This window comes from Hyphomonas sp., from assembly GCF_041689225.1.
Taxonomy (GTDB): Bacteria; Pseudomonadota; Alphaproteobacteria; order Caulobacterales; family Hyphomonadaceae; genus Hyphomonas.
In genome coordinates, this window is record NZ_JBDNGN010000120.1 from 1 (window position 1) to 21,562 (window position 21,562).

29 protein-coding genes are annotated in these 21,562 nt (G+C 61.7%); 15 read left to right on the plus strand and 14 right to left on the minus strand.

The window, feature by feature from the left end; all coding sequences use genetic code 11:
* Positions 1–162: 162 nt before the first annotated feature.
* Positions 163–768, minus strand: a complete 606-nt coding sequence (locus ACESNB_RS11950) for a hypothetical protein (protein WP_373007578.1) — start codon at positions 766–768, stop codon at positions 163–165.
* 132 nt (positions 769–900) lie between these two features.
* Between ACESNB_RS11950 and ACESNB_RS11955 the strand changes: the two genes are divergently transcribed.
* The 3 genes from ACESNB_RS11955 to ACESNB_RS11965 all read left to right on the plus strand — a co-directional run bounded on the left by ACESNB_RS11955 (position 901) and on the right by ACESNB_RS11965 (position 3,279).
* A complete protein-coding gene (locus tag ACESNB_RS11955) occupies positions 901–2,043 on the plus strand; it encodes an AGE family epimerase/isomerase (RefSeq protein ID WP_373007580.1) in 1,143 nt (380 codons plus the stop codon).
* Between the two features lie 70 nt (positions 2,044–2,113).
* Positions 2,114–2,827 carry a 2,3-diphosphoglycerate-dependent phosphoglycerate mutase gene (gpmA, locus tag ACESNB_RS11960; RefSeq protein ID WP_373007582.1) on the plus strand — a complete coding sequence of 238 codons (714 nt, stop codon included), beginning with the start codon at positions 2,114–2,116 and terminating at the stop codon, positions 2,825–2,827.
* Positions 2,824–3,279, plus strand: a complete 456-nt coding sequence (locus tag ACESNB_RS11965) for a bifunctional diaminohydroxyphosphoribosylaminopyrimidine deaminase/5-amino-6-(5-phosphoribosylamino)uracil reductase RibD (RefSeq protein WP_373007584.1) — start codon at positions 2,824–2,826, stop codon at positions 3,277–3,279. The genes gpmA and ACESNB_RS11965 overlap by 4 nt, the downstream gene beginning before the upstream one ends.
* A 6-nt stretch (positions 3,280–3,285) precedes the next feature.
* Here ACESNB_RS11965 and ACESNB_RS11970 read toward each other — a convergent pair whose 3' ends face one another.
* Positions 3,286–4,335 carry a glycosyltransferase gene (locus tag ACESNB_RS11970; protein WP_373007586.1) on the minus strand — a complete coding sequence of 350 codons (1,050 nt, stop codon included), beginning with the start codon at positions 4,333–4,335 and terminating at the stop codon, positions 3,286–3,288.
* Between the two features lie 142 nt (positions 4,336–4,477).
* Between ACESNB_RS11970 and ACESNB_RS11975 the strand changes: the two genes are divergently transcribed.
* Both ACESNB_RS11975 and ACESNB_RS11980 read left to right on the plus strand, forming a co-directional pair.
* On the plus strand, positions 4,478–5,206 hold the full coding sequence (locus ACESNB_RS11975; RefSeq protein WP_373007588.1) for a glutathione S-transferase family protein: 729 nt from the start codon (positions 4,478–4,480) through the stop codon (positions 5,204–5,206).
* On the plus strand, positions 5,167–5,472 hold the full coding sequence (locus tag ACESNB_RS11980) for a hypothetical protein (protein WP_373007590.1): 306 nt from the start codon (positions 5,167–5,169) through the stop codon (positions 5,470–5,472). The genes ACESNB_RS11975 and ACESNB_RS11980 overlap by 40 nt, the downstream gene beginning before the upstream one ends.
* A 62-nt stretch (positions 5,473–5,534) precedes the next feature.
* Here the strand turns inward: ACESNB_RS11980 and ACESNB_RS11985 are convergent, their stop codons facing one another.
* On the minus strand, positions 5,535–6,017 hold the full coding sequence (locus ACESNB_RS11985; RefSeq protein ID WP_373007592.1) for an Hsp20 family protein: 483 nt from the start codon (positions 6,015–6,017) through the stop codon (positions 5,535–5,537).
* 197 nt (positions 6,018–6,214) lie between these two features.
* On the opposite strand from ACESNB_RS11985, the gene ACESNB_RS11990 reads away from it, so the two are divergent.
* The 5 genes from ACESNB_RS11990 to ACESNB_RS12010 all read left to right on the plus strand — a co-directional run bounded on the left by ACESNB_RS11990 (position 6,215) and on the right by ACESNB_RS12010 (position 9,449).
* Positions 6,215–7,105, plus strand: coding sequence for a class I SAM-dependent methyltransferase (locus ACESNB_RS11990; protein WP_373007594.1), 891 nt, complete (start codon positions 6,215–6,217; stop codon positions 7,103–7,105).
* A 94-nt stretch (positions 7,106–7,199) separates the two neighbouring features.
* Complete coding sequence (locus tag ACESNB_RS11995; protein ID WP_373007596.1) at positions 7,200–7,814, plus strand: TIGR02466 family protein; 615 nt, start codon at positions 7,200–7,202, stop codon at positions 7,812–7,814.
* Between the two features lie 35 nt (positions 7,815–7,849).
* Positions 7,850–8,149 (plus strand): putative quinol monooxygenase, encoded by a 300-nt coding sequence (locus ACESNB_RS12000; protein WP_373007598.1) that lies wholly within the window; start codon positions 7,850–7,852, stop codon positions 8,147–8,149.
* Between the two features lie 125 nt (positions 8,150–8,274).
* Entirely contained in the window at positions 8,275–8,805 is a 531-nt protein-coding gene (gene ppa / locus ACESNB_RS12005) for an inorganic diphosphatase (protein WP_340692154.1), read from the plus strand.
* A gap of 20 nt (positions 8,806–8,825) precedes the next feature.
* Positions 8,826–9,449 (plus strand): LysE family translocator, encoded by a 624-nt coding sequence (locus tag ACESNB_RS12010; RefSeq protein WP_373007600.1) that lies wholly within the window; start codon positions 8,826–8,828, stop codon positions 9,447–9,449.
* On the opposite strand, the gene ACESNB_RS12015 is transcribed toward ACESNB_RS12010, so the two are convergent.
* Positions 9,442–10,068, minus strand: a complete 627-nt coding sequence (locus ACESNB_RS12015; protein ID WP_373007602.1) for a carbonic anhydrase — start codon at positions 10,066–10,068, stop codon at positions 9,442–9,444. The genes ACESNB_RS12010 and ACESNB_RS12015 overlap by 8 nt on opposite strands.
* A 149-nt stretch (positions 10,069–10,217) precedes the next feature.
* Between ACESNB_RS12015 and ACESNB_RS12020 the strand changes: the two genes are divergently transcribed.
* Entirely contained in the window at positions 10,218–10,817 is a 600-nt protein-coding gene (locus ACESNB_RS12020; RefSeq protein ID WP_373007604.1) for a TetR/AcrR family transcriptional regulator, read from the plus strand.
* A 64-nt stretch (positions 10,818–10,881) separates the two neighbouring features.
* A complete protein-coding gene (locus tag ACESNB_RS12025) occupies positions 10,882–11,940 on the plus strand; it encodes an acyltransferase family protein (RefSeq protein ID WP_373007606.1) in 1,059 nt (352 codons plus the stop codon).
* A gap of 6 nt (positions 11,941–11,946) precedes the next feature.
* Here ACESNB_RS12025 and ACESNB_RS12030 read toward each other — a convergent pair whose 3' ends face one another.
* Positions 11,947–12,495, minus strand: coding sequence for a DUF1465 family protein (locus ACESNB_RS12030; RefSeq protein ID WP_340692159.1), 549 nt, complete (start codon positions 12,493–12,495; stop codon positions 11,947–11,949).
* Positions 12,496–12,558: 63 nt separating this feature from the next.
* Complete coding sequence (locus ACESNB_RS12035) at positions 12,559–12,738, minus strand: DUF1192 family protein (protein WP_373007608.1); 180 nt, start codon at positions 12,736–12,738, stop codon at positions 12,559–12,561.
* Positions 12,739–12,838: 100 nt separating this feature from the next.
* Here ACESNB_RS12035 and ACESNB_RS12040 point away from each other — a divergent pair, with 100 nt between their 5' ends.
* Both ACESNB_RS12040 and ACESNB_RS12045 read left to right on the plus strand, forming a co-directional pair.
* Complete coding sequence (locus ACESNB_RS12040) at positions 12,839–13,813, plus strand: NAD(P)H-quinone oxidoreductase (RefSeq protein WP_373007610.1); 975 nt, start codon at positions 12,839–12,841, stop codon at positions 13,811–13,813.
* 136 nt (positions 13,814–13,949) lie between these two features.
* A complete protein-coding gene (locus tag ACESNB_RS12045) occupies positions 13,950–14,618 on the plus strand; it encodes a DUF1013 domain-containing protein (protein WP_373007612.1) in 669 nt (222 codons plus the stop codon).
* Positions 14,619–14,630: 12 nt separating this feature from the next.
* On the opposite strand, the gene ACESNB_RS12050 is transcribed toward ACESNB_RS12045, so the two are convergent.
* The 3 genes from ACESNB_RS12050 to ACESNB_RS12060 all read right to left on the minus strand — a co-directional run bounded on the left by ACESNB_RS12050 (position 14,631) and on the right by ACESNB_RS12060 (position 17,098).
* Complete coding sequence (locus ACESNB_RS12050; RefSeq protein ID WP_373007614.1) at positions 14,631–15,179, minus strand: Smr/MutS family protein; 549 nt, start codon at positions 15,177–15,179, stop codon at positions 14,631–14,633.
* A gap of 9 nt (positions 15,180–15,188) precedes the next feature.
* Complete coding sequence (locus tag ACESNB_RS12055; RefSeq protein ID WP_373007616.1) at positions 15,189–16,412, minus strand: murein transglycosylase A; 1,224 nt, start codon at positions 16,410–16,412, stop codon at positions 15,189–15,191.
* Positions 16,413–16,480: 68 nt separating this feature from the next.
* The gene (locus ACESNB_RS12060) at positions 16,481–17,098 is read right to left on the minus strand and encodes a Tim44/TimA family putative adaptor protein (protein ID WP_373007618.1); all 618 of its coding nucleotides are present in this window, start codon (positions 17,096–17,098) and stop codon (positions 16,481–16,483) included.
* 135 nt (positions 17,099–17,233) lie between these two features.
* Between ACESNB_RS12060 and secB the strand changes: the two genes are divergently transcribed.
* The gene (gene secB, locus ACESNB_RS12065) at positions 17,234–17,737 is read left to right on the plus strand and encodes a protein-export chaperone SecB (RefSeq protein ID WP_373007620.1); all 504 of its coding nucleotides are present in this window, start codon (positions 17,234–17,236) and stop codon (positions 17,735–17,737) included.
* 4 nt (positions 17,738–17,741) lie between these two features.
* Here secB and dnaQ read toward each other — a convergent pair whose 3' ends face one another.
* From dnaQ to ACESNB_RS12090, 5 genes are read right to left on the minus strand one after another with little or no spacing between them, the layout of a single operon-like run.
* Positions 17,742–18,440: a DNA polymerase III subunit epsilon gene (gene dnaQ, locus ACESNB_RS12070; protein WP_373007622.1), complete on the minus strand. Its 699-nt coding sequence runs from the start codon at positions 18,438–18,440 to the stop codon at positions 17,742–17,744.
* Positions 18,437–19,045 (minus strand): dephospho-CoA kinase, encoded by a 609-nt coding sequence (gene coaE / locus ACESNB_RS12075; RefSeq protein ID WP_373007624.1) that lies wholly within the window; start codon positions 19,043–19,045, stop codon positions 18,437–18,439. Before coaE ends, dnaQ begins: the two co-directional genes overlap by 4 nt.
* The gene (gene aroE, locus ACESNB_RS12080; RefSeq protein WP_373007626.1) at positions 19,042–19,857 is read right to left on the minus strand and encodes a shikimate dehydrogenase; all 816 of its coding nucleotides are present in this window, start codon (positions 19,855–19,857) and stop codon (positions 19,042–19,044) included. Before aroE ends, coaE begins: the two co-directional genes overlap by 4 nt.
* Positions 19,854–20,450 carry a Maf family protein gene (locus ACESNB_RS12085; protein ID WP_373007628.1) on the minus strand — a complete coding sequence of 199 codons (597 nt, stop codon included), beginning with the start codon at positions 20,448–20,450 and terminating at the stop codon, positions 19,854–19,856. Before ACESNB_RS12085 ends, aroE begins: the two co-directional genes overlap by 4 nt.
* A complete protein-coding gene (locus ACESNB_RS12090; protein ID WP_373007630.1) occupies positions 20,447–21,289 on the minus strand; it encodes a pyruvate, water dikinase regulatory protein in 843 nt (280 codons plus the stop codon). Before ACESNB_RS12090 ends, ACESNB_RS12085 begins: the two co-directional genes overlap by 4 nt.
* Positions 21,290–21,562 lie beyond the last annotated feature (273 nt).

Genomic DNA, 21,562 nt, shown 5'->3' on the forward strand with positions numbered 1-21,562 from the left:
CGCTGGCGACGCACGCAAGCCTCAAGCTCAATACGGTCTGATGAGGAAAGAAAGCCGGTGCGGATCATGGGCATAGCTGAATCGTTCCAAGCCCAGCCGTCAAGCCATCAAATTCGGCTTCCGCAGGACTCGGAGTATAGTCGTTATTTGAGGGGCGGGACACTAGGCAGGATCCTCCGGTTTCCAGGGCCCGGTCCGGTCGAGCGTAATGCGCTCGATCAGGACGGCTCGGCTCTTGTTCGGTACGACCGGACGAATGCCGAGATAGTCGACGCCCTGGTCGCCCTCGATGCGTGGCACATCATAATCGAAACTGAAGTCGGAGAATTCAGGCTTGAGATCAAAAACCCTCCAGCCGGACTCGCCGACCCGTCCCGCCGAATAATTCATCGCGATCTGCATGGCGCCGCGATCATCCGCCGGGCGCGCGCGAACCGTGATCCGAACCGTCATGCCGGAAAACTGCGCCTCGATGTCGGCGGCCAGGCGGAAATGCGGGCCAAGTTCCGATTCGTCCCGCAGCGCGCCCGTCTCGGCCTCGATATAGAGCAGGGTCTTGTTGTCCGTCCCGTCCACGAGTTCCGTCTTGGCATTGCCGCCCGCAAAGATCTTGTGCAGGTAATCGCCCTCTATGGCGATCTTGTTATAATTCGCGCCATCCCCGGCAACGGCACCGGATGGCAAGGCACCGATCCCCGGACGGATTGCCAGGAAAACCATCATGGCCACAAGTGCCAGCGCGGCGGGGAAGAAAAACCAGTCCCGCATCTGCCTCATCCTTCTGTCGCATTGCCCCGCGCAAGGACGCTGGCCAATCATTGCTTCTGCTGATAGCAGGAGCACGAACGGTTTGGCGAGCCGTATGCTCGGCTTCAAATGCTTTTTTGGGGATCAATCGCGATGTCGAAGTCGGCCTTGAAGCGCAGGGCGAATGAGGCGCGAAGCTGGCTTAGCGACGCCTGTTTTCCGCTCTGGGCCGACCGCGGCATGAATTCTGCCGGACTTTTCCGCGAAGTGCTCGATCTCGACCATGGACCAGCCGAGCGCGATTACGCCCGCGTCAGGGTCCAGGCCCGCCAGACATACTTTTTTTCGGAAGCCTTGCGCCTTGGCTGGCGTCCGGACATCTCCACGGATCGAATCGAGCATGGCCTCGGCATCCTGACAGAGCTCGCCCGCAGACCCGACGGGTTGGTCGGTCGCTTGCTGAACGCTGATGGCAACGGTTTTCTCGACGACACGCCGGACCTGTACGATATCGCTTTCACCCTGTTCGCGCTTGGGGAAGCCGACGATTCGCTTGGCGGCACGGGTGAAACCCGCGCCAGCGCCGCCGCGCTGTTGGATTCGGTTGATCGCCAGATGCGCGACCGGGTGAACGGTGGCTATGCCGAAGCGCTGCCGTTTCCACAGATTCGGCAGCAGAACCCGCACATGCACCTGCTCGAAGCCTGTCTTTCACTGCACAAGGTTGATCCGGAAGGCGGGCATCTCGCCCGGGCTGGCGAGATTGTCACCCTGTTCGAAGCCCGCTTTACGGCCGGGCCGGGCGGACTGCTCGGCGAGCGGTTTGCCGTCGATTGGGGCATTCCGCAGGGACGCGACGCAGAGATTGTCGAGCCGGGACACCAGTTCGAATGGGTCTGGTTGCTTCACGCCTACGCCGACGCATCCGGCATGCCGGTGCCCGACGCTGCCGGCACGCTGTACGCCTTCGCCTGCGCGGCGCTCGATGCCGACGGACGGGCGTGCCAGGAAGTGACGCGCGACGGCGAACCGGCCGATACGTCGCGGCGTACCTGGCCTCAGACCGAAGCGCTCAAAGCCCATATCACCATGTTTGAACGAACGGGCGAGGAGCGATTTGCGGCCGCCGCCTGCCGCAGCTTCGACGTGCTCATGGATGAATTCCTGACTGTGGATGGCGGCTGGATCGACCATTATGGCGCTGAAGGAGAAGTTCTCGCCACGGACATGCCAGCTTCGACCGGCTACCATGTTGTCCTCGCCTTCGCTGAACTGATACGGGTCATGAAGGCTTGAACCCGCGATGTTTTAACGTGAAAAGGGCGCCAGGTGCCCGTTTTGATGCCCGTTTGAAGAAAGCCTGACCATGACCAAACTCGCCCTCGTCCGCCACGGACAGTCTGCCTGGAACCTGGAAAACCGTTTCACGGGTTGGTGGGACGCTGAGCTCACCGAAAAGGGCGAAGCCGAAGCGCACCATTCCGGCGTCCTGCTCAAGGATGTCGATGCGGACTTCCGTGCGGCCTTCACCAGCGTTCAGACCCGTGCGATCCGTACCCTTTGGATGGCACTCACGGAAATGGGCCGCGTCTGGATGCCTGTCGAGAAGCATTGGCGCCTGAATGAGCGCCACTATGGCGGGCTGACCGGCCTCGACAAGGCCGAGACCGCGGCCAAGCATGGCGACGAGCAGGTTCATGTATGGCGGCGCTCGTATGACGTCCCGCCGCCGCCGATTGACCCGGACAGCCCGCTCAATCCGGCGAAGGATCCGCGCTATCGCGGCATCGACGTGCCAGCCGCCGAAAGCCTCAAGATGACGCTTGAGCGCGTATTGCCCTACTGGACCGATGAAATCGCGCCCGTACTGAGTGCCGGCACCGACACGCTCATCGCAGCGCACGGCAACTCACTGCGCGCCCTCGTCAAACACCTGTTCAATGTGCCGGATGAGTCCATAACCGGGATCGAGATTCCGACAGGCAACCCGCTTCTCGTCGAACTGGACGACAATTTGAAGCCGATTTCAGTCCGATATCTGGATTCCGGCCGCAGCACATTGCTTCCCGACCTACCATGAGCCGACGCCTCGACCGCCGCATGATGGGCCGCGCCCTCGCGCTGGCGAAACTGAACCAAGGCCTGACCGCCGAAAATCCGTCCGTGGGGTGTGTGATCCTCGATGCGGACGGACACATTGTCGGCGACGGCGTCACCGGCCTTGGCGGACGCCCGCACGCTGAGGAAATCGCATTGGACGAGGCCGGCCCCGCCGCGCGTGGTGGAACCGCCTATGTCACGCTCGAGCCTTGCCGCGAACGCTCGGCAGGCGGGGCCTCATGCTCGCTGAAACTGAAAGAGGCAGGTGTCCGGCGCGTCGTCTGCGCCATTCTCGACCCTCATCCGCTGGCCAATGGCGGCATCCTCTCCCTCCGCAAGGCAGGCATCCTCGTCGACATCGGCATCGGCCACCATACGGCCGCGCGCCTCTATGAGGGCTTCTTCAGTTCGGTTCACACAAGCCAGGCCTGACCCGGCTCAGCCTTCAAACGGGCCCGCATGCGCGACGATCTTTTCATAGAGCGCCAGTGAATCCCGCTGGAACGCCGCCTTGGTGAATTGCGCCTCATAGGACGCTCGGCCACCCGCTACGAGTTGTGCCGCAAGCGCCTTGTCGGTGACGACCTTGCGCAGGGCATCGGCCAGTGCGTCGACATCATTCTTTGGAATGAGCAAACCGTTGACGCCGTCTTTGACATAGGCCGCCGGACCGGCGGCGTCCGCCGCCACCAGGGGCCGGGACGCCGCCCAGGCATCAACAGTCACCGTACCGAACGGTTCATAGCGTGACGGGAAGGCGACCACATCGCACGCAGCCAGAAGCGCGCCGCGATCATTGCGCCATCCTAGGAAGCGCACGCGGTCATCGAGTCCGAGGCGTTTGCAGTGCGCCTTCAATTCAGCTTCCAGCGGGCCATCGCCCGCAATCCAGACATACAGGCCATCGATCTTGGTGGCCGCATCGAGCAGCGTATCAAGGCCCTTCTTTTCATGCAGCCGCGCCAGCGCCAGGGCGACAGGTGCGTCGTCCGGTGTGTCGAGCGCTTTCCGGCTTGCCGCGTCTGCCCCGGCAAAATCAGCATAGGTGTGCACGATGGCCGACCGGTCGTCGCCGACACCCTGTTCGCGGATATGGCGCAACAGATCGATGGTGAGGCCCACATGCCATTCGCAATGGGCAAAGCGCGCCAGCTTGTAATAGCCGCCATACCAGCCAATTGACCGGGCACGGTATTGTTTCGTGGCAAACTGCCCAGCCCGGCCCATCCAGTATTCGATCACGTCCGGCCTGAACCGGGTGATCGCGTCAGCGATCACGCGCCGTGTCGGGAAGGGCCAGCTATTGTTGAATGCGGCCACATCGACGCCTAGCCCGGCTTCACGAAACTTCTGGATGCGGAATTCATTGTCCGGCCGGGTGACGACATGTTGCTCAAGATCTGTCTCGGCAAGCGCGAGCACCGACTCAAGCATAATGTTTTCCGCGCCGCCTTCGGCCGCGCCCGCCATGACATGCATTACCCGCATTTCATCTGTCCTTCGTGTCCTGCCGCCAAGGCGGGCCCGCCGTCACAGCAGCGCATAGCGATTATCGGCCGCAGCGGCAAACGCTGCTTGGCAGTTGGGGGTGAAGTCCCTAGAGAAAGGCCTGACCAGCAAGGATAGCGCAATGAACGATTATCGTCTGTTCGGTGCAGACACGTCTCCCTATTCGATCAAGGTGCGGGCGTTCCTGCGCTACAAGGGGCTGGCGTTCGACTGGATATCGCGGTCGCGTGCCAACGAAGCTGCCTTTCAGGCAAATGCCCAGCGGGTCGCCACGGTGCCCCTGCTGGTTTCACCGACCCGGCCGGCCAGCCAGGATTCGACGGCGATGCTCGCGGCGCTGGAAGCCGACCATCCAGAGCCGTCCGCCGTACCCGACGATCCGGCCTGCGCCGTGATCGCGCTCGTGCTCGAAGACTATGGTGACGAGTGGCTGAACAAGTGCATGTTCCAGCAACGCTGGAGCCAGTCGCCGGACCGCGAGGCTGCCGCGCTCCGCGTCCTGACCCAACTCTATGATGGCAAACGCCCGCGCGCCTACAAGGCCCAGCAAACCCAGATCGCCGAACGCATGGCGGCGCGCCTGCCGCTGGTCGGTGCGAACGCCGAAAACCGAGAGACACTGGATAGCTCGTGGCGCCGGTTTGCGCTTCGGCTCAACGATCATCTTCAGGACCATCTCTTCATCTTCGGGGGCAGGCCGTCTGTCGCTGACTTCGCCATTGCCGCCCAGTTCCAGCAAATGCTGCTCGATCCGACACCGGCGGACTGGCTCCAGAATAACGCCCCCTTCGTGGTGCCTGGTGCGAACATATGGAATACCCGCATGCCGGCGGACCGTTCGAAGACCTGAATGCGCTGGAAGGCACACTCGCTCCGCTCTTCGCCGAAGAGCTCAGCGTCAACTACCTGCCTTGGGCGAGTGCCAACGCTGCCAGTGCCTCAAGGGACAAGAAGCGGTCTTCGGCAACGCTTGGCGACGGCGTGTTTGAACAGTCGACACAGCGCTACGCGGCCCGCGCCTTTCGCGCCGTGAGGTCCGCCGTCGCCAAGTCGTCGGAGAACACAGCCCTGCAGGACTTCCTCGCGACAGTGGGCGCACGCAAGCATCTCTCCTGATCAAATGAAAAGCGGCGCGCCCGTCAGGACGCGCCGCTCAAAATCAGTTAGCCGACTTTGCCTCAGACAGCGTTGCCGGCGGCTTTCTTGCCGATCAGCCGCGGCTCGGATGCCTCGGTATGCGAGCCGATTTCGATCTTGCGAGGCTTTTTCTCTTCCGGCAGTTCGCGCACGAGATCGACGCGCAGCACGCCATGGTCGAGGCGCGCGCCAGTCACAATAACGTGATCAGCGAGCTGGAACCGACGAATGAAACTGCGCTGGGCAATGCCGCGATGCAGGTATTCGCGCCCGTCGCCATCTTCGTTCTCACCTTTCTTGCCGGCAACCGTGAGCTGGCCTTCCTTGGTTTCGATGTCGAGGTCGGCATCGGTAAAACCGGCCACCGCGATTTCGATAGCGAAGGCATTCTCGCCGGAACGCTCGATATTATAGGGCGGATAGCCCTGCGTACCGTCGAGCCGGGACGCGGTGTCAATCATGGTGGCCATTCGGTCGAAGCCAACCATTGTGCGGTAAAGGGGGGTCAGATCGATATTGCTCATGGAAACAGTCCTCTCATTTGAAGCAACTGTGAGAGACCTGAAGCAAACAGGCCCTCTGGTATTTTCGGGAAACATGAATTCCCAGCCCGTCATCGGCGCTGGCATATCACCCGGTCCCGGCCCGCAATGCAGCACCGTGACAAGTAGTATTTGGGTAGCGTAAGGAGGTGTTCAAGATGTGGACCGAGGAGAACGCCATGAAGAATTTCCTGCTCGCCGGGGCTGCGCTCAGCCTGATTACCGCCTGTAGCCAGGCCGCTGCGCCCGCCAAGCCCGAAGCACCCGCTGTTGAAATGGTCGAAACGGTTCCCGAACTCAGCCCGCTGCAAGTCGCCATGAATGACTCCGCGCGGTCCGACGAGGAGAAGGCCCGGGATGCCTGGCGCCATCCGGTTGAGACCCTGGAATTCTTTGGCGTTGAGCCCTCCGATACCGTGATCGAGATCTGGCCCGGCGGCGGCTGGTACACGAATATCCTCGCGCCCTATCTGGCTGCCGGTGGCGGCACGCTGGTTGCGGCGGGCTTCGATCCTGCTGCCGCACCGGATGAAGAACGCCGGAAACGCACGGAATCGCGCCTCGCCGAGTTCAAGGCCAATTATGCCGACCCGCATTTCGGCACGATCGAATACAGCGTGTTTTCCGGCATCAGCGGCCCGCTTGCCGCGCCCGGTTCAGCGGACGCGGTGCTGACATTCCGCAACGTGCACAACTGGATGTCAGGCGGCTACACAGAGAAATTCTTCACCGACGCCTTCGCCGCACTGAAACCCGGCGGCGTGCTTGGCGTGGTTGAGCACCGCCTGCCATCCACCGCCACGCAGGATCCGACCGGCGCGACCGGGTATGTCCACGAGGACTTTGTGAAGGCCCGCGCCATCGCCGCCGGATTCGAATTCGCCGGCCCCAGCGAAATCAACGCCAACCCGGCCGACACCGCAGACCACCCATTCGGGGTCTGGACGCTGCCACCGAACAGCAAGTCGACCGGTTCGGACGGCAACACGCCGGACGGGTTCGACCCGATGCGCTATGCCGACATCGGCGAGAGCGACCGGATGACGCTGAAATTCGTCAAACCGGAATAGAAAGCGGCTCGGCCCCAGGGCTAAAAACCTTCGGCAGACCCGGGGGCGGTGCGGACGTGTCGCCTCCTTGCCACCCCCAAGGCACCCCCTCCCGATGACCCTGCAGACCCTCTTCGCCACCCTTCTCCGCCACGCCGAAATCGGTGATGAGCCCCTGCGCACATCATTGGAAAAAGTGTGCTGGGTGCTCGAGGACGAAGACGAGGCGGGAAATGACTGGTGCGACCATGAGGGCTATGATGGCTACACGTCCTATGCCTCGCTCGACGACCTGCCCGAGCGGTTTCCAGAGGTCGCAGAGCTGCTGGCTTTCCTCGATGCCGAAGCGGCGAAGTTCGCCCGCGACCTGCACTGGGACATGCAGGACCAGGCCCTCGAACTCAACGGGCTCTGGGTCAATATCCTCGGGGAAAGCGGCAGTCATTCCGGCCATATCCACCCCGGCAGCGTGATCTCCGGAACCTATTACGTGAGCATCCCTGAAGGCGCTGGCCAATTGAAGTTCGAGGACCCGCGCCTCGGCTTGATGATGGCTGCGCCCCAGCCGTTGGACGATGCGCCTGAAACGGCCCGCCGCTTTGTCTACGCCAACCCAAATCAGGGACACGCCATGTTCTGGGAAAGCTGGTTGCGCCACGAAGTGATGCCAAACCGGTCGGAGACGCCGCGCCTGTCCATCAGTTTCAATTATGCGCTCAGGCGATCCTGATTGCTGATTGGCCAGCGCCGCCAGGAGGTTTCCAGATGATCATCGTTATCGGGAGTGTCGTAACGACGTCGGAGACGCACAACGCCGTCCTTGACCTCAGCCTGAGGCACGTCGCCCGGTCCCGCGCCGAACCCGGCTGTATCGCCCACAATGTCCATGCCGATTGCGAAGACCCGGCGCGCCTCGTCTTCGTGGAATACTGGACCGACATGCCCGCCCTGCTTGCACATTTCGACGTGCCCGCCAGCCGGGACTTTATGAAGCGCCTTCGCAAATTGTCACCCACGCTGCCCGACATGAAAATTTTCGACGCCGAGCGCCGACAGATCGCCTGAATCCCAACCATCACGCGCCATTAACCCACTCTGGCGCGCGACGGACTTGACCTGAACGTCGCGACAGGCCATCCGCCTCGCCAGCAAGATCAACTCTCCCAGACCCATCAAGCGAGTCTCGTCCCATGGACCTTTCCAAGATTGCTACCGGCAACAACCCGCCCGACGATATCAACGTCCTGATCGAAGTCCCGCTGGGCGGTGACCCGATCAAGTACGAGATCGACAAGGCATCCGGCGCGATGTTCGTCGACCGCTATCTCTACACCGAGATGCGCTACCCCTGTAATTACGGGTTCGTGCCGCACACGCTGAGCCTCGATGGTGACCCGATCGACGTTATGGTCGTCGGCAATCGTCCGCTGGTACCGGGAAGCGTCGTCCGCTCGCGCCCCGTCGGTGTCCTGATGATGACTGATGACAAGGGACCTGACGAAAAGATCCTCGCCGTGCCGCACGGCGCCTTGACCAGCTATTACGACAAGATCGCCACATATCACGATCTGCCGCAGACGCTGATCGACAAGACGGCGCACTTCTTCGAGCACTACAAGGATCTCGAGAAGGGCAAATGGACCCGTATCGAAGGATGGTATGGCATCGAAAAAGCGCGCGAACTGATTTCGCTCGCCGTTGAACGCGGCAAGAAGGCCTGAAACGCGACCACGACTAGCTCATGGAAATCAGCGTCTGGATTGCCCTGCTTGCATTGTTCTTTGCCGGGGGCCTGACGCCCGGTCCTGCGGTCATGATGGTGATGAGCACGTCGCTGCGCTACGGTGCCCCCACCGCCCTTGTTCCTGCAGTCGGCGTATCGGCCGCCAATCTGGTCTGGATTTCGCTGGCCGCGACAGGCATCGCAACATTTGCCGCTGGCGCCGCCGGCTTGTTGCTGGTGCTCAAAATTGCCGGGCTTTTGTTCATCAGTTGGCTCGCTTGGACGATGGCGACGGGCGACCCGTCCCAACGCCGCGCCAGCGCGTCACAGGCGCCACCCAAAGCCAGCCTTTTCGGTCACGGCGTCGGACTTCAGCTATTGAACCCCAATGCGCTGATTTTCTTCGGCCTGCTGCTTCCAGGGTATTTTGACGCCTCTCGCCCGGTTGCGCTTCAGGCAGGCATCATCATGGCGACCGTGACGGTTACCGAGATGCTGGGCCTGACCGTCTACGCTTGGGCGGCCGATGCGATGAACCACCGCTTCCAGAATCCGGGCTTTGCCCTCTGGTTCAACCGGGCAGCGGCGGCGGGCATGTTGGCTTCGGCAATATTTGCCGCAGTTCTGACCACGGCTAAGTAGTCGAAACCACTTCAAATCGGCCCGTTTTGGCATTGCGCCAGTGCAGCTCGCCATGAGCGATCGCAAACCACGCGCCGTGGAGCGACAGTTTTCCGGCCTCAACCGCCTGCGAAACGAAGGGGAAAGTGAGGAGGTTCTGCAACGACACCTCGATGCCTTCCAGTTCCAGAACGAACTGGGGATTGATCGATCCGCTCGCGACAACGCGCTCCCGGGCTGTTTCCAGCAAGCTGACCCACGGCGTGACAAATTCGCCGATTGCGGGATTGCCTTGGCCACCTAATGACGCGGAAATCCCGCCGCACCCGCCATGGCCCATAACGACGATATTCTCGACCTGCAGAACATTGACCGCATATTCGAGTGCGGCGCTCACACCGTGAAGCCCGCCATCCGGCTGGTATGGGGGCACCAGGTTGGCGACATTTCTGACCACAAACAGCTGTCCTGGCGCCGCATTGAATATGTCGGAGGGCTCCGCGCGACTATCGGCGCAGGCAATCAACATGATGTTCGGGTCCTGGCCTTCGCCCAGTTCGCGATACAGGTTGGCTTGCTCTGCATAGGCGCCGGCGCGAAACCGCCGGTAGCCCGAAATCAAGTCATCAATCGATTCCATGCCACGCTTTCCTGACTGCTCGTCGCCTGAGTACCGCATAATCCGCAATCAGCAAGCCGGATCGGGACAATCTGTTAGCGATATGCCTATAATAGCCAGCAAGGCGTCTAGGCGCCTGCGACCGCCCATCGCCTTTTCAGGAGACATCCATGACGACTGCAACCGAAAGCTCCAAGGCCTCCCGAAAGGGCCCGACGCGAAGCGAGGCATCGAAGGCGGCGATCCTCGAAGCAACGCGTGTCGAAATGGCCGAAAACGGTTGGCGGGCGTTCAGCGTCGACAGCGTCGCCAAACGGGCCAGCGCCTCGAAACAGACGATTTACCGCTGGTGGCCGTCCATTGGTGCGATGTGCGTCGATGCAGCCCTCGCCCTGATTCCCGACAGCCCAGATGGTGGGCGCGATCCGCAGGAGCGCATTACCGCCCTGATCGTGCCGCTCGAAGCGACCGCCCGCACCGGACAAGGGCACGCCGTTCTGCGCGTCGCGCTGCTCGCTGCTGCAGATGACAAGGAAGCCGGAGAAGTCTGGCGCGCATGGATTAGCCGCGACATCCGCCAGCCTTTGCGCATGCTTTTGGCCGAATTGGCCGGAAAACGCGTTATTCGACGCGATTTCGACCTGGATGAGGTCGTGGAACTCCTGTTGGGACCGCTCTGGCATCGCCTGATGGTCATGCGGGCCCCGGTTCGCGAAGGATTCTGCGCGGAACAGGCCGGCAATTTCCTGCGCGTTCACGCCACTTTCTGAGATCTCGCCCAAGACAGCATGAATCTTGCACCGCCCCGGGCAACCGAAACCGGGGAATTGAGACATGCAACAGGGCCGCATCAACTGGATCGATCAGGCAAAGGGCGTTTGCATCGTTCTGATCGTCGCGATGTACACGACGTCAAGCTATGGTGACTTGGTCCAGCACGATAGCTGGGTGACTCCCATTGTTGCTTGGTCGTCTCCTTTTCTGTTTCCAACCTTTTTCGTCCTGGCGGCCTTGTTCCTGAACCTGTCTCTGTTTGGTTCGACAAAGCACTTTTTCGACCGGAAAATACTGCATTTCGCGTATTTCTATCTGGTTTGGCTGTTGATCCAGAAGGCGGCGCTGGATGCCAGCTTGCTTGTAAATGATCCGGCGACGTTCATAGCTGAAGTCCTGAGGGCCCTGGTGAAGCCGACCGATAGCCTTTTACTCGTCTACATGCTGATTGTGTTTCACGCCGTGACGCGGTGCATCCGATTCCTGCCCGCGCGAAAAGTCTTCATTGCCGCCGCTCTCACCCAGATCGCTTTTGCAACGGGCTGGATCGATACAGGCTGGAACGTCGCGAACATGTTAGGCGCCTGGTATGTATTCTTCTTTGCTGGCTTCGTTGCCGCGCCGCATGTGTTTGAATTTGCAGAGCGCGTCTCAGGGCACACAAAGGACTTGTGGAGCGTGCTGCTGGGCTGGACGGTCGCCAACGCCGCTTTCGTGGTCCTGGGCGTTTCCGGTCTGCCCGTGATCAGCCTTGCACTCGGCTTCGCGGGTACAGCAGCCGTCATGGCACTCGGCATACAGCTTGGCCGGACCCGGTGGCTGTCCATGATCGGCTATGCGGGCCGACACTGCCTGATCATCTACCTGACATTCGTGATCCCGATGACGGTGTTGCAGCACGGGTTTGCGGCGAACGGACAGATCGGGAATGCGGGCCTTGCCTGCCTCGTGATTTCATTGGGCGCGGTCGTATTGACGTTGGTCTTCTATCGGCTCGCCCGCGAGACGCCGCTGAACGTGCTTTATCGGCGGCCCCGCCGACTGCGCTTGATGAACGCTCGAAATAACGGCTCGGCCAGCCTGTTGCCGCCACCGCCAACTGGGGCTCGCAACGTCTGATTTGATCTATTTCGCGCGGTGCCAGACCATCAGGGGGTCAAAGGCACCGGTCTCTGCCGCCTTTTGAAGCTGCGCGATCTGGTCGGATACGGCATTCTTGGCCTGGCCTGGAACCGGCGCGCTGTAGAGCGCCTGGTCGAGACGACATATCTGTTCGAACAGGGCTTCTGATCGGGCGACAAGCTCAAGGAAACGCAGCGGCAGGCCTCTGTCACGCTGGGCTTCGGCATCGAGCGGAGGATCATCCCGGCGAATGCGGTATTTACGGGCGGAGGCCTCTTCGCGGCGCATCTCGCCATCGCGCACGGCTTTCTGCATGACCAGCCAGCTCGCGGCTTGCATCAGGCGCGTCGTCAGTTCCATGCTCCAGGCGGAATAGGTCAGGCCCGCTTCACGCGGCAGCGCACGCGCATGCTCGCGACCCGGACCATCAAGGTAAGACGCCGTTTCCTCGACCAGCGCCATGCCCCTGCCGAAGACGGTGTCGAAGAGCTTGCCCCCGGTAAAGCTGTTGAGGCTTTCGGAACCGTTTTCGGGTGACCCGTTTACTGCCATCTTCAAAACCTTAGAACACGAACGCCAAAAGGAATACTTAGCTTACAACCCGTTTCCGGGGCCTTAATTCTTTCCGCCAAACAGGGCATCCGCCGCTGATTTCTGGGCCTCTTTCTTGGCGATTTCCACTTCGCAATCCTCGATTCTGCAACGCAGGACGCGAATGCGCTCATGCAGCTCCTCTATCGACATCTGGTCAAGCGATTGGGCGCGATTTGTCAGGATCGGTTCATCTTCGAACACGGCCAAGCCTCCTCTACATTCGATGGCAGTCTTTCATAAAAACAGAAAGGCAGGCTAGAAGCGACTCCCCGGACGCGATTTTCCTGAAGGAACAAGTTGAATGACTGATATGATGAAAGCCGTGATTGTAGACGAGGGCGCTCCCCTGCGCTGGGGCGATGTCAAAGCGCCTGTTGCTGGGCCGGGCGAAGTGCTTGTCGAGGTGGCGGCGGCAGGTCTCAACCGAGCGGACCTGATACAGCGCACCGGGGCCTATCCACCTCCTCCCGGCGCCTCGCCGATCCTCGGGCTTGAGATATCAGGATACGTTAAAGCGCTCGGAGACGGGGTCACCCGCTGGAAAGTCGGTGATGCCGTGTGTGGCCTGCTGGCTGGCGGCGGTTATGCCGAGTATGCAAGCGTCGATCAGGGGTCGCTCCTGCCTGTGCCGACAGGCATGGACATGGTGAACGCGGCCTGTTTCCCGGAAGCCCTGTTTACCGTCTGGGCCAACGTTTTTGATCGCGTCGGACTGAAGGCGGGCGAAGATTTCCTTTGTCATGGCGGCACCAGCGGTATCGGCGTGATGGCGATCCAGATGGCGCGGGTCGCAGGCGCCGGGAAAATCTTCACGACGGCCGGCAGCGCCGAGAAATGCGCCCTGGCCACCGACCTTGGCGCTGACCGGGCGATCAATTATCGCGAGGAGGATTTCGAAGCCATTGTCCGCGCAGAAAGTGGCGCCGATGTCATTCTCGACATGGTCGGCGGCGAATACGTGCAGAAAAACATCGGCGCCGCAAAGATTGACGGGCGGATCGTCAATATCGCTTACCAGAACGGCTTTCAGACCAGCGTGAATTTCGCGCCCGTTCTGATGAAACGCCTGACCCTCGCGGCAACGACGCTGAGGGCGCGCCCGGTGCCCGAGAAACAACGGATCCGGGATGCGGTGGAAAAAGACTTCTGGCCTCATGTCGTATCCGGTCGGATTAGACCGGTTCTCGACAGCAAATATGCCTTTGAAGATGCCGAGGCGGCGCATGCCCGGATGGGCGACGGCAAGCATTCTGGCAAGATCATCCTCTCGCGGTGAAGTGAGTATCTTTCCATTCCGGACTGATTGGCCTATAAGCGAAGCAGGTTCCAAGCTTGCCTGAAACCTTGACCGCCCGGCACGAAGTGTCGGGCGGCTGCATTTCAGGCCCCCAACGCGCTCCAAGGAGACACCCATGTCCGAGATACTGATGCCCAAGGCGACCGCCGTCTGGCTGCTGGACAATACGACACTGACCTTCACCCAGATCTCCGCGTTTTGCGGCCTGCACCATCTCGAGGTCAAAGGCATTGCTGACGGAGACGTTGCCGAGAACATGCGCGGAGTTGACCCGATAGCCGGCGGCGTCCTGTCGCGCGAGGAAATTGCTCGCGGCGAAGATAACCCTGATTATGTTCTGAAAATTGCGGCGTCCAAGATCGCGCATATCCCTCAGCCGCCGCGCAAGGGCAGCCGGTACACGCCTGTCGTCCGCCGCGCCGACAAGCCGGATGCCGTCGCCTGGTTCATTCGCAACCACCCGGAAGTGTCGGATGCGCAGATCTCCAAGACGATCGGAACGACGAAATCGACGATCAACAATGTGCGCGACAAGTCGCACTGGAATTCGCAGGCCATCCGCCCGGTTGACCCGGTGACGCTGGGCCTTTGCACGCAGATCGAGCTGGATGAAGTGATCGCCAAGTCGGCAGACAAACGCCGTCGCATCGAGGCTGAGAAAGGCCTCAATGCAGAAGGCCCGGGCCTGGTGCCGACGCAGGACGATGCTGCTGGATACGAGCCGGAAAAGGAAGAGCGCAAGAAAGACGTGTCTGCCGCAGACGTCTTCCGCGACTTCAGCTAACGTCGTCTGCAGCTACAACTGCAGTTTCCGAAGAAACACGTAGAACGCACCTGCGCCGCCATGGCGCTGGTGCGATTCGGCGTAACCCGAGACCATTTTCCTGGCGTCAGGCGTTTCGAGCCACGTGAGGAAGTTGCGCTTCAGGACGCCTTCGCCCAGCCGGCCCTTTCCTGTAATCACCAAGACACAACGCGCGCCGTCTACCTGCGCGTCTGACAGGAAACCGGGCAGGATCCGCGCAGCGGTTGCCTGGGTGTGGCCATGAAGGTCGAAGGTGGCAGAGACGACCAACTTTCCCCGTTTTATGCGCTTCTCTTTCCCCCGATTTGCGGGTGTGGCCGGGGGGGCCTGAGGGGGTGGCGAGGGGGTGGCAGGGCCCGAAACCGGGCGCCGCGAGGGCGTGGTGGCGGGGATGGTACGGGGGAGGTTCGCCGGTTCACCCGCCTCGACGGCCGGAACAAGTGCTTCGAAGTCTGACGTCTCCGGCCCGATCCGTTTGATCGACTTGGCGACGCGCGACCAGGCTTTTGCTTCTTCAGGGGTCAGGCGACGCTTCGACATTGGCTCCGTCTAAGGCGCGAATGGCGGATCGCCAAGGTCGGACGCGTCGGAGACCTGCATCGCGCGGATCAGGCGCTCAGCCACGCTGCGCGGCAAGAGCACCCAGAGCCGCCCCGGCGCGTTCATCGTTCCGGCGCGCGCGCCGGCATCCGGGCCGGTGCCGAAATAGAGATCGCCGCGCACGGCGCCCTTAATCGCGCCGCCCGTGTCCTGCGAAATCAGCAGGCCCGACCAATTGCCGCCGAGTCCAGGTGCGGTGGTTTGCACGAACATCGGGACACCCAGCGGCTGGATGCTAGTGTCGACAGCCATCGAGCCGAGCGGCGTCAGCGGCACGCCCTGCGCGCCTGCCGGGCCGAGCGTCGGGTCGCCTTCCGGTTCGGCGCGGAAGAAGACATAGCGCGGGTTCTGGTTCATCGCGAGGCGGGCCTCGGCCGGACCGGCCCTGTCCATCCATGCCCGGATGCCTTGCATGTCCGCCTGACCCCGGGAGATGCGGCCCGTCTCCATCAGCCAGTTGGCCGTCGACCGGAAGGGCTGGCCATTATGGGCCGCATAGACGGCGCGCGTGGTGGAGCCATCCGGGAACCGGAGCCGGCCAGACCCCTGGATCTGCAAGAAGAAAACATCCGACGGGTGCGCATAAGCAATGGCGGTCACACCATCCCGGGTAATCTCTTCGCGCGCCGGATAGGGCCGCGTTTTGCCGTTTCGCTGGCGCTGGAGCGGCGACGCACCGTTTGGAACAAGGTCAGCGGGCAGGGCCGGGACAGGTTCGGTATAAGGTGGAACGGGGCTGCGGCGCGCCTCATAGGTCGGTTCGAAATAGCCTGTGAACCGGCTCGCGCCATCAGGTGACAGGGCTTCGATCGGAATGAAAAGCGTCTCGAAGGCGGCGCGCGCACCGGGCTCATCATGCGTGCGCTGGAGCGCCGCACACGCCTGTAGCCAATCCGATACCGTGCCGGCCCAAGTGGCGCTGGACGAGACATAGTCGTCCTTGCTTCGCTTCGACAGGCGCCCGCAGCTGCGCTTGAATGCCTGCAGGCTCGCCGCCAGCTGCGCCGAGGACCAGCCTGGAAGATCAGAATAGGCCTGCGGTGCGGTCGAAGAGGGAGAGGGGCCCTTCAGCACCGCGACGACCTGATCGGGATAGACGATGGGCGCGCGGAGCGCGCTTTGGCACGAGACCAGCGCGAGCGACAGGAAAATGGCGGCGACAGAGCGAAGCATACCGCAATTTATGGCCCGCTTCGCGCGACCCTGTCATCCTAAAGATGCTGCTTGTGTCAGGCTTGTGGCTAGCTGGCCGCTTCGACGTCGTCGAGAATCCAGTTGGGATCAGACGCCGTCACATCGCGCACGAACGTCCAGACTTCCCTTGCCGTGCGGGTAATTTCCCCGTCGCCAAGCTCTGCCTCATAGCGGATCATGATCCGCGCCATGCTGCCATCAAGCTCTGCGCTATCAATTTCTGCGCGCTTGATACGCAGCAATACAAACGCCTTTTCACCGCTGGCGTCACGCGCGGTGATGGCGTCATCCCAGGCCTCGTAGACATCATCGTCGAGCAATGGACGCAGCGTGTCGCGGTCGCCCCGTGCAAAGGCCGCCACAATCATCTGGTAGGCGGTTTTCGCGCCCTGCATGAAACCCGCAGCCGAAAAACTGTTGTCAGCGTTATAAATGTCTTCAAGGCCGCCCGCAGCAGGGCCCGTGAAGATGGGGCGTTCGACATGATCCCGGCGCTCACGGCGCTCGGCAAGGTCTGCCGGCGCAACATCTCGGGGCGTCTGGGATGATGTCGGGCGCTGCACGGGCCGGTCGTTTCCGCCGCGGCCAAGCGCCAAATAAAGGCGCGACAGCACGATCAGCGCAACGGCTGCAAGTACAAGAACCTCGATCACTGGGTCGAACATTTAGAACAAGTTTCCTTCAGGCATTCGGCGGTGTCCTATCTAGATAGTCACGATGGGCTTGTGAAGCCAGTGATGCGTTGCGCCATGGGAGGCCGCATGCTAGTCGCGCGGTGCGATCCAAGTAGAGGAAACATCATGACAGACACGAGCGCACCGGGAAACCCCACTCCCACACAGGACCCCAATGGCGAGAAAGCACCCGCGCCAGCTATGCGCGTTCTTGGCCAGTATGTAAAAGACCTGTCGTTCGAGAATCCGGGCCATTCCCCTGTCCAGGCGCAACCAAATATCGACCTTGGCATCGACGTCGGCGCCAAGCCGCACGCTGACGGCAACGGCCTGTTCGAAGTGTCGCTGAAGCTTTCGGCCAAGGCACTGTCCGATGGCAAGGTAATGTTCATTACCGAACTCGACTATGCTGGCCTGTTCCAGATGCAGAACGTCGCCCCGGACCAGCTCGAGCCCATGTTGCTGATCGAATGCCCGCGCCTGCTCTTCCCGTTTGCTCGCCGGATCATTGCCGAGATCACGCGCGAAGGGGGGTTCCCGCCCCTGCTGATCGACCCGGTCGACTTTGTCGCACTCTACCAGGCCCAGGTCCGCCGCGCGGCCGGTGCGCCTGCCCCGACCCAGCAATAGGGTCTCAGGCCTGTTTCCAGAGACAATCGGGGCCAAGTGTCTCGATGAAAGTCGCGTGAGCTGCCTGCTCTGACGACGTGAGCGATGGTGCGAGCGGCGTTGGCCGCTGTCGTGCGGCGCGCCGTTCACCGCTCTCTGATTCCTCGGTTGGCGCGTCAAAGGAGAAGGCGCGCGCGCGGCCTCCCAGCAATTCCAGATAGACGCTGGCCAGGAGCTGGCTATCGAGCAGGGCGCCGTGAAGCGTGCGGCTTTCAAGCGAGATTTCGAATCGCTTGCAGAGCGCATCGAGGCTCGCTGGAGCTCCAGGATATTTCTTGCGCGCCATGGCGGCGGTGTCGATGAAGCGGTGGTCTTCAATCAAGGGGCGTCCGCAGAGCGCAAGCTCCATGTTGAGGAAGCCGCGGTCGAAACCGGCATTGTGCGCGACGAGGATGTCGTCGCCGATGAATTCGAGGAAGGCCCCGATGACGTGCTCTTCCTCGAAGAAGGGTGCGTCCTTCAAGTGTTCATCCGTGATGCCGGTGATGCGCACAGTGTCAACAGAAACAGACCGGCGCGGGTGGATAAGTGTACGGAACGTCTTGCCGGTCGGGATGTGGTTGATCATCTCGACAGCGCCGATTTCGATAATCCGGTCGCCCTCATTTGGCTTAAGGCCTGTGGTCTCGGTGTCGAAGGCAATTTCGCGGAGGAGTTTGGTCATGCGTGGTCTTCTTCGTCCTTGCGATACATCAACGCGATTATGGCGCGAACCAGATCGCGCGCAAACTCGAAACCATGTTCTGTCGGGATGATGAAGTCGGCACGTGCACGTTTTTCGTGGTCGGGCACCTGGCGGGCGAGAATGGATTCAAAAGCCTGCTCAGTCATTCCGGGCCGCGACAGGACGCGTTCGCGCTGGACCGCCGCCGAGGCCGTGACGACGACGACATAGTCGCAGAACTGCCAGCCGCCGGTTTCATAGAGGAGCGGAATGTCGATCACCACGAAAGGCGCGCCGGTTTCGCCGGCAGCGTGGCGGAAATCATGCTGGGCCACACCGGCGAGCGGATGCACGATGGCTTCGAGCTGTTTCATGGCCTCAGCATCGTCGAGCACGCGTTCCCGCAGGCGAATGCGGTCGATGGCGCCGTCGACGGTGACGCCCGGAAAAGCGGCTTCAACGGGCGCAACGGCAGCGCCGTCCTTGGCATAGAGTGCGTGGACGGCAGCATCGGCATCATAAACGGGCACACCCTCTTTGCGGAACAGTTCCGCGCTGGCGGATTTTCCCATGCCGATGGACCCTGTCAGCCCAAGGACGATCATGTCGTCGCCGCCACGATGGCGCGGCACCGAGTCTCGGCGGCCTCCATGTCCGGCACAATACCGAACCAGAGTTCGAACGCGAACGCCGCCTGCGCCACCAGCATGCGAAGGCCATCCATTGTGCGCCAGTCCTGTGTGATCGCATGGGCAATCGTTGGCGCGGCGGCCTTGCCATAGCTGATGTCATAGAAGGTCTTGCCTGTGCCCTTCGGCAATTCGAGCGCTTGGCCGGAATACCCCAGACTCACCGTGTTGACGACCAGTTCGGCGGTCGCGAGGCGTTCGAGCCCGACATCAAGCGAGCAGACCTCCGGCTTCGTCTGCAGGTTGTCGGCGATCTCCTGAGCGCGGGATATCGTCCGGTTGCATATGGTGAGGTCTGCGCCGAGATCGGTCAGCACGACGGCAAGTGCCCGGGCTGATCCGCCCGCACCGAGCAGGAAGACATTTTTTCCGGCCACATCCACACCGGCCTTGTCGAGCGTGTGGATGAAGCCGGAGGCATCCGTATTTTCGGCGTGCCAGCCGCCGGACTCCGCGCGGACCAGCGTGTTGGCGGCGCCGATGCGCCGAGCAAGATCCCCTTTTTCCTCTGCCAGCGCGAGCGCGGCCTGCTTGTGGGGCAGGGTGATGTTGAGCCCGCGCGCGCCCTGCCGTGTCAGGGTTGCGAGCGCCTCTTCCAGTTCGCCCGCAGGCACCTGCATGGCCTTGTAAGTGGCGTCGATGTCGTGTTCGCGCAGCCACTCATTGTGTATGAGCGGAGATAGCGAATGGGCGATCGGATCGCCAATGACGCCGTAGAGCCCCGTCATGATGCAATCGCCCCGCGCGTGCGGAAATAGTCCAACAGGGGCAGCAGGGGCAGGCCAAGGATCGAGAAATAATCGCCCTCGATCTTCGTGAACAGCTGCGCGCCGAGACCCTCCAGCTGGTAGGCGCCGACCGTGGAGAGCAGCGCGTCGCCAGCGCGTCCAATATAAGATTCGATAAAATCTTCGCTAAGTGGCCGCATGGTTAGTTTCGGCCTGGCGAGGTGGCGCCAGACAGGGGCGCCGTTTTCGCAGACGACAATGGCGGTTTCCAGCGTGTGCGTCTTGCCGGACAGCTTGCGCAAATGATCGCGCGCAGCGGCCAGGTCTGCCGGCTTGTCGAACGCCTCGTTCTCCAATGACAGCATCTGGTCGCCGCCGACAACGAGGCCGGGGGTACGGTTGGAGACTTTGACGGCCTTGAGCTCAGCCAGTTTCATGGCCTGATCACGCACCGACATGCCCTGGGCACGCAGCGCAGCTTTGGCGGCATCTTCGTCGACATTGGGGCGGATACTGGCCGCGTCGACGCCCGCGCCGGCGAGCAGGCCCTGGCGGCTGGCGCTGCCCGACGCGAGGGTAATGGCAAGGCTCATAGCTGGGCGCGCCGTTCGTTGAGGAAGTTCAGAATGGCCGCCGCTGTCTCTTCGACAGAGCGGCGCGAGACATCGATGGTTTTCCACTTGTTGCGCTGGAACAGGCGATTGGCCTGGGTGATCTCATCGCGGACCGCATCTTCATCAGCATAAATGGTGTGCTCGTCCTGGTTCAGGGAGATCAGGCGCTGGCGACGGATCTGCACCAGGCGTTCAGCGCTGATCTTCAGGCCAACGACCATGGGGCCTTTTTCGCCGAACTCCTCGATAAAGGAGGGCAACTGGACACCGGGCACCAACGGGATATTGCCGGCGCGGACTTTGCGGTTGGCGAGATAGACGCAGGTTGGCGTCTTCGACGTGCGGCTGACGCCGAGCAGGATTACGTCGGCGCCGATCAAGCCGTCAACATTCTGGCCGTCATCATGGGCGAGCGTGAAATTGATCGCCTCCATCCGGTCGAAATAATCCTGGTCCAGCGCGTGCTGGCCGGCGACCTTGTGGTTTGCCGCAATGCCGAGATGCCGGCCGAGCATGGCGATGGAGGCATCCAGAACGGGCAGGGTGGCTACGCCGCGTTCGCGGCAGAAGGATTCGAGCCGGGCGCGCAAGGCTTCGTCGGATATCGTGTACCAGACCACGCCGGGCGCCGCCTCGATCTCGCGCATCACGCGTTCAAGCTGGCGCTCCGATCGGACGAGGTAGTAGTTGTGCTCAAGGGCCTGTACATTCTCGAACTGGGCGCAGGCCGCGCGCTGGACGGCGTTCAGGGTTTCACCCGTGCTGTCTGACACGAGGTGAACGTTGAAATAGATGCTCGGGCGTTGAGGACTGGGCATGACACACTCTCTTGCCGATGGCCGACCGTTTTCACAAGGCCTGTGTACAACCTGTGGACAGGTGAATCGTCACACCGGGAGTCACAATCCATTCACAGGCGACCGAATCTGACTCCCGAGGATTCCCGCTATGTTTCATCCTGTGACTCCATAAGGGGCGTTAACCTGCTATTAACCCTCGCCGCGATTGCTGGTTAAGCGAGTGTTAACGGGGTGCGACACCCTGTGACTCGCATGTGGATTTCGCTGGACAAATCCTGTGAGTGGCCTTTC